Source organism: Streptomyces sp. NPDC054813, assembly GCF_053611365.1.
This window is the reverse complement of record NZ_JBSHAF010000005.1, coordinates 209,749-220,235: the sequence shown is the minus strand read 5'-3', so window position 1 is coordinate 220,235 and position 10,487 is coordinate 209,749. Positions and strand designations below refer to the sequence as shown.

8 protein-coding genes are annotated in these 10,487 nt (G+C 72.1%); 5 read left to right on the top strand and 3 right to left on the bottom strand.

Going from position 1 to position 10,487, the window contains the following annotated elements; translation table 11 throughout:
• Positions 1 to 218: 218 nt before the first annotated feature.
• Both ACWGJB_RS11910 and ACWGJB_RS11905 read right to left on the bottom strand, forming a co-directional pair.
• Positions 219 to 1,130 carry a carbohydrate kinase family protein gene (locus ACWGJB_RS11910; RefSeq protein WP_453380051.1) on the bottom strand — a complete coding sequence of 304 codons (912 nt, stop codon included), beginning with the start codon at positions 1,128 to 1,130 and terminating at the stop codon, positions 219 to 221.
• The gene (locus ACWGJB_RS11905; protein ID WP_453380050.1) at positions 1,127 to 2,311 is read right to left on the bottom strand and encodes a LacI family DNA-binding transcriptional regulator; all 1,185 of its coding nucleotides are present in this window, start codon (positions 2,309 to 2,311) and stop codon (positions 1,127 to 1,129) included. Before ACWGJB_RS11905 ends, ACWGJB_RS11910 begins: the two co-directional genes overlap by 4 nt.
• Before the next feature lie 382 nt (positions 2,312 to 2,693).
• Between ACWGJB_RS11905 and ACWGJB_RS11900 the strand changes: the two genes are divergently transcribed.
• Positions 2,694 to 3,125, top strand: coding sequence for a Rieske (2Fe-2S) protein (locus tag ACWGJB_RS11900; RefSeq protein WP_453380049.1), 432 nt, complete (start codon positions 2,694 to 2,696; stop codon positions 3,123 to 3,125).
• A 26-nt stretch (positions 3,126 to 3,151) separates the two neighbouring features.
• On the opposite strand, the gene ACWGJB_RS11895 is transcribed toward ACWGJB_RS11900, so the two are convergent.
• Positions 3,152 to 4,099, bottom strand: coding sequence for a hypothetical protein (locus tag ACWGJB_RS11895; protein ID WP_453380048.1), 948 nt, complete (start codon positions 4,097 to 4,099; stop codon positions 3,152 to 3,154).
• A gap of 889 nt (positions 4,100 to 4,988) precedes the next feature.
• On the opposite strand from ACWGJB_RS11895, the gene uvrC reads away from it, so the two are divergent.
• Genes uvrC through whiA form a run of 4 tightly spaced genes read left to right on the top strand, consistent with a single transcriptional unit; the run spans position 4,989 to position 10,346 of the window.
• Complete coding sequence (uvrC, locus tag ACWGJB_RS11890; protein WP_453380047.1) at positions 4,989 to 7,241, top strand: excinuclease ABC subunit UvrC; 2,253 nt, start codon at positions 4,989 to 4,991, stop codon at positions 7,239 to 7,241.
• Positions 7,238 to 8,302, top strand: a complete 1,065-nt coding sequence (rapZ, locus tag ACWGJB_RS11885) for an RNase adapter RapZ (protein ID WP_453380046.1) — start codon at positions 7,238 to 7,240, stop codon at positions 8,300 to 8,302. The genes uvrC and rapZ overlap by 4 nt, the downstream gene beginning before the upstream one ends.
• Entirely contained in the window at positions 8,299 to 9,366 is a 1,068-nt protein-coding gene (locus ACWGJB_RS11880; protein ID WP_453380045.1) for a gluconeogenesis factor YvcK family protein, read from the top strand. The genes rapZ and ACWGJB_RS11880 overlap by 4 nt, the downstream gene beginning before the upstream one ends.
• On the top strand, positions 9,357 to 10,346 hold the full coding sequence (whiA, locus tag ACWGJB_RS11875; RefSeq protein WP_360481844.1) for a DNA-binding protein WhiA: 990 nt from the start codon (positions 9,357 to 9,359) through the stop codon (positions 10,344 to 10,346). Before ACWGJB_RS11880 ends, whiA begins: the two co-directional genes overlap by 10 nt.
• Positions 10,347 to 10,487 lie beyond the last annotated feature (141 nt).

The window sequence follows — 10,487 nt, the reverse complement described above, 5'->3', positions numbered from 1 at the left end:
CCGCTGGGGCGCCGGGGGGGGGTCGGCGCGCCGGGCCGCGGCGCCAAACCAAACCCCCCCCGCCGCCGCGGGCCCGACAGCCCCGGGGCGCCCCCCCCCGCTCGTTCCATCATCAGCCGCCCGATCCTCGCGGCGGCGACGAACCTTGACTCATCAACAGCGGAATCAGCGCGGTGTCAGCGGGACCCTTGAACAGGCGACGGAGAGCCGAACGTCCCTTACAAGTCCCCTAGTTCGGAGGCGTACGGCGGCTCCGCACCCGCCCGGGAGCAGGTGATCGCGGCCGCCCGCGCCGCGAATCGCAGCAGCCTGGTCCAGCCGTCGGCGCCCAGTCCCGCAAGCGCCTCGGCGGACAGGGCGTCCTGGGCGGCGAGTCCATGCAGCAGAGCCGCGTTCACGGTGTCCCCGGCACCGATCGTGTCCACGACGTCGACCTCCTCACCAGGAATGGCGTACACGGTGCCGTCGGGGGTGAAGGCGCTGAGACCGTCACCGCCGTGGGTGATCACCACTGCGGAGGGGCCCGACGCCAGCCACTCGCGCGGGGTACCGCCCAGCCACAGCGCGTCCTCCTCCGAGAGCTTGAGGAGAGTCACCGAGGGCAGCCAGCTCTTGAAACGCGCCCGGTAGGCGTCCGGATCCGTGATCAGACCTGCCCGGATGTTCGGGTCGAGGGCGGTGAACAGACCCTGCCCGGCCGCACCGCGCATCAGCTCCTCGTAGGCGCTCGCCCCCGGTTCCAGGACGAGCGAGAGCGTGCCGAAGGAGACGGCACGGGTCGTGGCGGGCAGGCCGGTTGGTGAGGTGAACAGACGGTCGGCGGTGCCGTCGACGTAGAAGGAGTAGGAGGCGGAGCCCTGTGCGTCGATCGTGGCGGCCGCGAGAGTGGTCGGCTCCGTGCCACGCACCACGAGGGAGACATCGACTCCCGCGCGCCGCAGCCCGTCCAGCAGGGCCTCGCCGAAGGCGTCGTGCGAGGTGCGGGAGCAGAACGCGGTGGGGGAGCCGAGGCGGCCGAGGGCCACGGCGGTGTTGTACGGGCCGCCGCCGAGCGCCGGCTGCAGGGCCGCGAGGGCGCCCGCGCCCTGCGGTACCAGGTCGATCAGTGCCTCACCGGCGACGACGATCACGAGACGGTTCCTTCCTCGGGGTACTCGGAATGCTGGTGGTGCTCTGACTGCTCGGACTGCCAGGACCGCCGGACCTGCTGGGAGCGTGCGGACCGCTGACGCGACCCCGCCGACGAGGCTGACCGGACCGACCGGGTCCGCGCGGTCGCCGCCGCCCCGCCGTCCTCCTCCTGACAGCCGCACGACGTCCGATGCACGAAGGTGCACGGAAGCCGTACGGTCCTGGCCGCCCGGTCCTTTGCGGACAGCCGTTCGAGAAGCACGCGGACCGCCTCGGCGCCGATCTCCCTGCTGGGCTGGGCGACGGCGGTGAGACGAGGCGAGAACAGATCGGCCCAGGCGAAGTCGTCGAAGCAGCACAGGGCGATGTCGTCCGGCACGGAGAGGCCGTGTGCGCGCAGGGCGCGCAGGGCGCCGATGGTCATCGCGTTGTTGGCGGTGACGAGCGCCGTGGGTGGCGCGGTGAGCGCCATCAGGGCGGCGGTGGCCCGCTCGGCTCCGGCGGACTCGGAGTTGCCGGGGACGACCAGACCGTCATCGAAGGGCAGCCCGGCGGTGGCGAGCCCCTGCCGGTAGCCGGTGATCCGTTCACCGGTGGTGCTGAGCCCGGGCAGCCCCGCGACCAGGCCGATCCGGCGGTGCCCGAGACCGGCCAGGTGGGTGACGAGCCGGGCCGTCGGTTCGGTGTTCTCGGCGCAGACCTGGTCGAAGCGCGGGGCGCTGTCCGCACGGCCGTCGATCACCCGGTCGAGGAGGACGGCAGGTACGGCGTGCCGGTCGAGGTAGGCGAGGAGCGCGCGCGGGTCGGCGGAGGGGGCGACGATCATGCCGTCGACGCGGCGCTCGTGCAGAAGCTGGACGACCTTGCGTTCATGTTCGGGGTCGTCGTGCGGATCGGCGATGAGCAGGCTGTAGCCGTGCTCCAGGGCAGCGGCCTCGACACCCTGAAGGATCTCCGTGAAGTAGGGGTTGCTGATCGCGGACACCGCAAGCCCGATCGAGCGGGTGCGGGAGGTCACCAGGGAGCGGGCGAGGGTATTGGGCGTGTAGCCCAGTTCCTCGATGGCGTCGAGCACCGCCTGACGTGTGTGGGGCAGCACGGGACGCGTCTCGTTCAATACATGGGAGACGGTCGCGACGGAGACGCCGGCACTCCGGGCGACGTCGGCCATGGTGGGCAAGGGGCTCCCCTCCTTCGCTTCCCGCTCTTCGGCAAGGCTCTGCGGTGCCCTCCCGGGCTGCGGTGTGCCTCGGCCGGGAAGTTACTCCATCCGGAACCGTCGCGTAAACGCTTACGCAAGCGTTTACGTCCGATCGGGTGAACTCTCCCCAGAGCATGCGCACACCTTCTCCGCCCGGACCGTCGGCGGTGCCGGGTGAGCCGCCCAAGCCCCACCGGCCTCCACCTCCGGCCCCGGGTGCCCCCAACCTCGCCAGCACCTCGTTCATACCCCGACCCACCTCGAAAGCTGGACGATCTGCCCGGGTATCGTCGCTCTGCCCCGCCACGGCCACCGCTGCAATCGATACACCCCACCCCACCCCACCCCGCTGGAGCCCCTGATGCCCGCCGCCCGATCCTCCGCCAGCCGCCGTACCGTCCTGCGGGGAGCGGCGGTCACACCGGTCGCCGGGCTCGGGCTGGCCGCCTGCTCGGCTCCCGGCGGCGGAGCCTCGGCGGACGCGACGCCGACCGCCCCGGTCGACCTCGGGGCCGAGAGCGAGGTCACCAAGGGCGGCGCGAAGCTCTACCGGGAGCACAACGTCGTCGTCAGCAGGTCCGCCGACGGTGCCCTGAAGGCGTACAGCACGATCTGCACGCACGCGGGGTGCCCGATCAACAAACTCCAGGGCACGACGCTGGTCTGCCCCTGCCACGGCAGCGAGTTCGACGCGGTCACCGGGAAGGTGGTGCGGTCACCGGCCACCGAGCCGTTGAACGAACTGCCGGTCAAGGCCCCGAACGGCCGGCTCGTGGCAGGCCCGGGCGCCTGACCCGAGGGAGACGGTTCAGCGCCTGGTCATTCCCAGTCCCAGCCGATCCCGAGAAGGCCCGGCCGTACCCGGGGCTCGACCAGGTGGACGGAGCGGTGCAGCCCGCTCAGCGGGAGGGCCTGCCGGCCACTGCGCGGGGCCGCCGCCGAGTGCTGGGCGAACCGGTGGCAGTGCGTCGGCAGCGCGTCCGCGGTGAAACGGACCTGGAGGGTGTACTGGCCGCCGGGAAAGCCGAAGTCGCGGACGTACTCGCGGGAGACACCTGCCGTGCCGTCCTCCACGGCGTAACGGAAGAGAAAGGTGTCGCCGGAGCGCAGGCGGGTGCCGAAGAGGAGTTCGGCGACGAGCAGGCCGGTCTCCGGGTCCGAACGGACGCGTCCGGTGCGGCAGTTCTCCAGGGCGCGCACGGTCATGTGCTGCGGGGTGCAGCCGGGGTCGCCGTGGTGGACGGCCACGAAGCGGTCGACACCGTCCCGGTGGGCGCGCACGATGTGCTGCGACTCACGGGCGGCCAGCTCGCGGTGGGCGCCGATCCGCACGCGCTCGTGGTGTCCCAGGGTGTGCAGACCGCCGTCGAGGGACCAGCCGAGTTCGGACTGCAGCCGGTCCAGGACGTCGGAGGCCTCGATCAGGGAGCGGTAGGAGCGGGCGGCGGGGCGGCGTACGGCGGGGCCCTGGTCGGCATCGGCGAGCAGCCGGATCAGGGACTCGTCCGGGAGCTGGAGTATCTCCTCCAGCGCCCGGACGGCCCGCAGTGACTCCGGGCGCTGCGGGCGACGGGCTCCCTGCTGCCAGTAGCTCAGGCTGGTGACGCCCACTTTGACCCCGTAGCGCGAGAGATGGTGCTGTACGCGCTGGAGCGGCAGCCCGCGGGCGGCGATCGCGGCGCGCAGGGCCACATGGAAGGGGCCGCCCCGCAGGGCCGAGTCCAGTTCCGCGGTGGCGACGTCCGCGTGCTGTGTGCCGTGCCGCATGCAGGAGGGCCTTTCTCTTGGGGTTCACCACGGCTGGTCAGGCCGTTGGCGGGGGTCCGGGGCCACCCCGTCGGCGTCGGGGCGGCCGCACCTGGGTACGCCGCGTCCGCAGGCCGCTGCTCAGGGCCCCGAGTTCCCCCGCATTGAAGCGTGTTGACCAATCCCCGACAACACCTTCGGCCGGCCGAGGGCGTCCACCTGGCCGAGGCGTGACCTCGGCGCCGGAAGGATCGCGCGGGGGAGAGGGCGCCGTGGCTGCCCGGGGGGACCGAAGCGTGTTCGCACGCACGGCGCCGATTTGGGGAGGAAGCCGCGCAAGGTCCGTTGCGATCGGCCCGGCGGTTCCGTGCCGGTCACGGGCCGGGTATGGGCCGGGTATGGGCCGGGCACGCGTTGGCGGAGTGCCGGGTCGGCTCGCGATGCCACCGAGGTGGCCGATTCCGAGATGCGCTTCCGGAGCGGGCAGGGCTGGCCGCGCCAGGAAGCGCGGGTCCCTCGCTCTGACAGCGGAGAGCCGCACGGCGACGGGGCTGCACCGCGACGGAGGCTGCACCGCGACGAGGGCCGCACGGCCGCCCCGGGGCAGATGCAGATGCCGCCGGCCCCCTTGCCGTTGCCGGTCCCGCCCCCCTGGCCCCAGCGCCCCAGCCGGTACGCCGCCTCCGGACACCCGGCAGCCCCCCGCCCTGTCAGCCCCCGGACGCGCACCGGCCCAACCCGGTCCGACCGACCCAACCCGGTCCGACCGGTCCTGCCGGTTCGACCGGTTCGACCGGTCCTGCCGGTTCGACCGCTCCCGCCCATCCAACCGGTCCGGCGGCCCACCGGCCCCGTCGGGGTTGTCCACAGGCTCGTCGCGGTGTCGGTGCGCGCCAGTAGGGTGTGAGACATGGCCGACCCCTCCAGCTACCGCCCCAAGCCGGGACAGATCCCGGACTCTCCCGGGGTGTACAGGTTCCGCGACGAGCACCGCCGGGTGATCTACGTCGGAAAGGCGAAGAGCCTGCGCCAGCGCCTGGCGAACTACTTCCAGGACCTGGCGGGCCTGCACCCCCGCACCCGGACGATGGTCACCACCGCCGCGTCCGTGGAGTGGACCGTGGTGTCCACGGAGGTCGAGGCGCTTCAGCTGGAGTACTCCTGGATCAAGGAGTACGACCCCCGGTTCAACGTCAAGTACCGCGACGACAAGAGCTACCCGTACCTCGCGGTGACGATGAACGAGGAGTTCCCGCGCGTCCAGGTGATGCGCGGTCACAAGAAGAAGGGCGTTCGCTACTTCGGGCCGTACGGCCACGCGTGGGCGATCCGGGACACCGTCGACCTGCTGCTGCGCGTGTTCCCGGTGCGCACCTGCTCCGCCGGGGTGTTCAAGAACGCCACCCGCACCGGCCGCCCCTGCCTGCTCGGCTACATCGGCAAGTGCTCCGCCCCCTGCGTCGACCGGATCTCCCCGGAGGACCACCGCGACCTGGCCGAGGATTTCTGCGACTTCATGGCCGGCCGCACCGGCACCTACCTCCGCCGTCTGGAGAAGCAGATGATGGAGGCCGCCGAGGAGATGGAGTACGAGCGGGCCGCCCGCCTGCGCGACGACATCGAGGCCCTGAAGAAGGCCATGGAGAAGAACGCGGTCGTGCTCGCCGACGCGACCGACGCCGACCTGATCGCGGTCGCCGAGGACGAGCTGGAGGCGGCCCTCCAGATCTTCCACGTGCGCGGCGGGCGCGTGCGCGGTCAGCGCGGCTGGGTGACGGACAAGGTGGAGGACGTCACGACCGGGGCGCTCGTGGAGCACGCCCTCCAGCAGCTCTACGGCGAGGAGAGCGGGGACGCCGTCCCGAAGGAGGTGCTGGTCCCGGCCCTGCCCGAGCCGGTCGAGCCGGTCCAGGAGTGGCTCACCGGCCGCCGCGGGTCGAACGTCTCGCTGCGCATCCCGCAGCGTGGCGACAAGAAGGCCCTGATGGAGACCGTGCAGCGCAACGCCCAGCAGGCGCTCGCCCTGCACAAGACGAAGCGTGCCTCCGACCTCACCACCCGTTCCCGGGCCCTGGAGGAGATCGCCGACGCCCTGGACCTGGACAGCGCTCCGCTGCGCATCGAGTGCTACGACATCTCGCACCTCCAGGGCGACGACGTCGTGGCTTCCATGGTCGTCTTCGAGGACGGCCTGCAGCGCAAGAGCGAGTACCGCCGCTTCCAGATCAAGGGCTTCGCCGGCCAGGACGACGTGCGCTCCATGCACGAGGTGATCACCCGTCGCTTCCGCCGCTACCTCGCCGAGAAGGAGCGGACCGGCGAGTGGGCGGAGGAGGACGGCACGGATAGCCCCGTCCCGGACGCCGGCGCACCCTCGGACGCCGATGCGCGTACGGATGCCGGCGCCCTCACAGCCTTCGGCGCACCCACGCCTTCCTTCGGCGAACCCACACCTTCCGGCGCATCCCTGGCCGCCGGTACTCCCACGACCGCCAGCACCTCCACGGCCGACGCCGCCGACGCCGCCGACGGCGACAACGGCCCGATCAACGGATTCAAGGACGACGACGGTCGGCCCAGGAAGTTCGCCTACCCGCCCCAGCTCGTGGTCGTCGACGGTGGCCAGCCCCAGGTCGCGGCGGCCAAGCGGGCGCTCGACGAGCTGGGCATCGACGACATCGCGGTCTGCGGCCTCGCCAAGCGCCTCGAAGAGGTCTGGCTGCCCGAGGACGACGACCCCGTGGTCCTGCCCCGCACCAGTGAGGGTCTCTACCTGCTCCAGCGTGTCCGCGACGAGGCGCACCGCTTTGCCATCACCTACCAGCGCACCAAGCGCGCCAAGCGATTCCGCTCCGGCCCGCTGGACGACGTTCCGGGCCTCGGCGAGACTCGCAAACAGGCGTTGATCAAGCATTTCGGCTCGGTGAAGAAGCTGCGATCCGCCACAATCGAGCAGATCCAGGAGGTGCCGGGGATAGGCCGCAAGACGGCCGAGACCATCGCCGTGGCCCTCGCCCAGGCGGCCCCGGCCGCGCCTGCCGTGAACACGGCGACCGGAGAGATCATGGATGACAGGGAAGACGAGGCGCCCGAGACGACGGCGGACGCCTCGGGGGAGCCCGTACCCGCGGGTGCCCCGGACGATCGGGGGCAGGAGAGATGACCGAGCGCGACGCACAGCCCACAGCCCGGCGAGATCCGGCGCTCAGCGAAACACAGGGCGCGCGCGAAACACAGGGCGCGCCCAAGGAAACGCACAACGAGGCGGGCCAGGATCAGCCGCAGCAGACGGAAGCGGAAGCGGTCCAGGAAAACGGAGCAGAAGTGAGTACCGATGCCACTCCGGCCGGAGTGCCTGAGGCGGCCATCCCCGAGCTGGTGATCATCTCCGGCATGTCCGGAGCGGGCCGTTCGACGGCGGCCAAGTGTCTGGAGGACCTCGGCTGGTTCGTCGTGGACAACCTCCCACCAGCCCTCATCCCCACCATGGTCGAGCTGGGCGCCCGCTCCCAGGGCAACGTGGCCCGGATCGCGGTCGTCGTCGATGTGCGCGGCCGGCGCTTCTTCGACAACCTGCGCGAGTCCCTCGCCGACCTCGACAGCCGGGGCGTCACCCGCCGGATCGTCTTTCTGGAGTCCTCGGACGACGCGCTGGTCCGCCGCTTCGAGTCGGTGCGGCGCCCGCACCCCCTGCAGGGCGACGGCCGGATCGTGGACGGCATCGCCGCCGAGCGCGAGCTGCTGCGCGAGCTGCGCGGCGACGCCGACCTGGTGATCGACACCTCCAGCCTGAACGTGCACGAGCTGCGCGCCAAGATGGACGCCCAGTTCGCCGGCGAGGAGGAGCCCGAGCTGCGGGCCACCGTGATGTCGTTCGGCTTCAAGTACGGCCTGCCGGTCGACGCCGACCTGGTCGCCGACATGCGGTTCCTGCCCAACCCGCACTGGGTGCCGGAGCTGCGCCCGTACACCGGCCTCAACGAGGAGGTGTCGGCGTACGTCTTCAACCAGCCGGGCGCCAAGGAGTTCCTCGACCGGTACGCCGAGCTGCTGCGGCTGATCGCGACCGGGTACCGGCGCGAGGGCAAGCGTTATGTGACCATCGCCATCGGCTGCACGGGCGGCAAGCACCGTTCGGTCGCCGTCTCCGAGAAACTCGCCGCCCGTCTGGCCGCCGAGGGAGTGGAGACCGTAGTCGTGCACCGGGACATGGGGCGCGAGTGACCGGACGCTCTCCACGGCTGAGCAGGCTGCGCCGGGTCGTACCCGAGTCCCGTTCGGGCCGCCCCGTCGAGGCCCGCGGCGCCCGGCCGCGCCGGCGCGGTACCCAGCCCAAGGTGGTCGCCCTGGGCGGCGGCATGGGCCTGTCCGCCTCGCTCGCCGCGCTGCGCCGGATCACCGGCGACCTCACCGCCGTCGTCACCGTGGCCGACGACGGCGGCTCCAGCGGGCGCCTTCGTGACGAACTCGGTGTGCTTCCTCCGGGTGATCTGCGCAAGGCACTCGCCGCGCTGTGCGGTGACGACGACTGGGGCCAGACCTGGGCCCGGGTCATCCAGCACCGCTTCCAGTCCAAGGGCGACCTGCACGAGCACGCGGTCGGCAATCTGCTGATCGTCGCCCTGTGGGAACAGCTCGGCGACCACGTCCAGGCCCTGGACCTGGTCGGCAAGCTGCTCGGCGCGCACGGGCGGGTGCTGCCCATGTCCGCCGTGCCGCTGGAACTGCAGGCCCTGGTCAAGGGGCACGATCCGGAGCGGCCGGAGGAGGTGGACATCGTCCGGGGGCAGGCCACGGTGGCGCTGACGCCCGGCGAGGTGCAGTCCGTGCACCTGGTGCCGCACGGCCCGCCGGCGGTGCCGGAGGCCGTCGCGGCGGTCCTGGACGCGGACTGGGTGGTACTGGGCCCCGGGTCCTGGTTCTCCTCGGTGATCCCGCACCTGCTGGTCCCCGATCTCCTCGACGCGCTCACCGAGACCAAGGCCCGCAAGGTCCTGTCGCTGAACCTCGCACCGCAGCCGGGTGAAACCGAAGGCTTCTCCCCGCAGCGTCATTTGGAGGTTTTGGGCCGACACGCCCCTAAACTCGCCCTGGACGTGGTGCTGGCCGACGAGGCCGCCGTGCCCGACCGCGACTCGCTCACCGAAGCCGCCAAGCGGCTGGGAGCCGCGGTCGAGCTGGGCCCCGTGGCCCGGACCGACGGATCACCCCGGCATGATCCGGAGCTGTTGGCCGCCGCGTACGACCGTATTTTTCGGATGCATGGAAGGATCGGCCCATGGCGATGACGGCAGCGGTGAAGGACGAGATCTCCCGGCTACCCGTCACCCGGACCTGCTGCCGGAAGGCCGAGGTCTCCGCCATCCTGCGGTTCGCGGGCGGCCTCCACCTGGTGAGCGGGCGCATTGTGATCGAGGCGGAGCTGGACACCGCGATGGCGGCTCGGCGCCTCAAGCGGGACATCCTGGAGATCTTCGGACACAGCTCCGAGCTGATTGTGATGGCGCCCGGCGGACTGCGCCGCGGCTCGCGCTATGTGGTGCGCGTGGTTGCGGGCGGCGACCAGCTGGCCCGCCAGACCGGGCTCGTGGACGGGCGGGGCCGCCCGATCCGGGGCCTGCCTCCGCAGGTGGTCTCCGGGGCGACCTGCGACGCGGAGGCGGCCTGGCGCGGCGCCTTCCTGGCGCACGGTTCGCTGACCGAGCCCGGCCGCTCGTCCTCCCTGGAGGTGACCTGCCCCGGCCCGGAGGCCGCGCTCGCCCTGGTCGGGGCGGCCCGTCGGCTGTCCATCGCCGCGAAGGCCCGTGAGGTGCGCGGGGTGGACCGGGTGGTCGTCCGGGACGGTGACGCGATCGGCGCGCTGCTCACCCGCCTCGGCGCGCACGAGTCCGTGCTGGCCTGGGAGGAGCGCCGGATGCGCCGCGAGGTGCGGGCCACCGCGAACCGCCTCGCCAACTTCGACGACGCCAACCTGCGCCGCTCGGCGCGCGCGGCCGTCGCCGCCGGTGCCCGGGTCCAGCGGGCCCTGGAGATCCTCGCCGACGAGGTCCCCGAGCACCTCGCGGCGGCCGGCCGGCTGCGGATGGAGCACAAGCAGGCCTCCCTGGAGGAGCTGGGCGCGCTCGCCGACCCGCCGCTCACCAAGGACGCCGTCGCGGGCCGGATCCGCCGCCTGCTGGCGATGGCCGACAAGCGCGCGTCCGACCTGGGCATCCCGGGCACCGAGGCCAACCTCAGTGAGGAGATGGCCGACAACCTCGCAGGCTGAGTCACCGTCAGCACACCGGTGCCGACGACCCCTTCGGCCGTCGGCACCGGTGTTTGCGTCTCTTTTAGGCCACCGTGAACTGTCTGTGAGGCGCCCTTGACTCGATCATGGAGTGTCATGAGCCTGGCAGGGGTTCGCCGC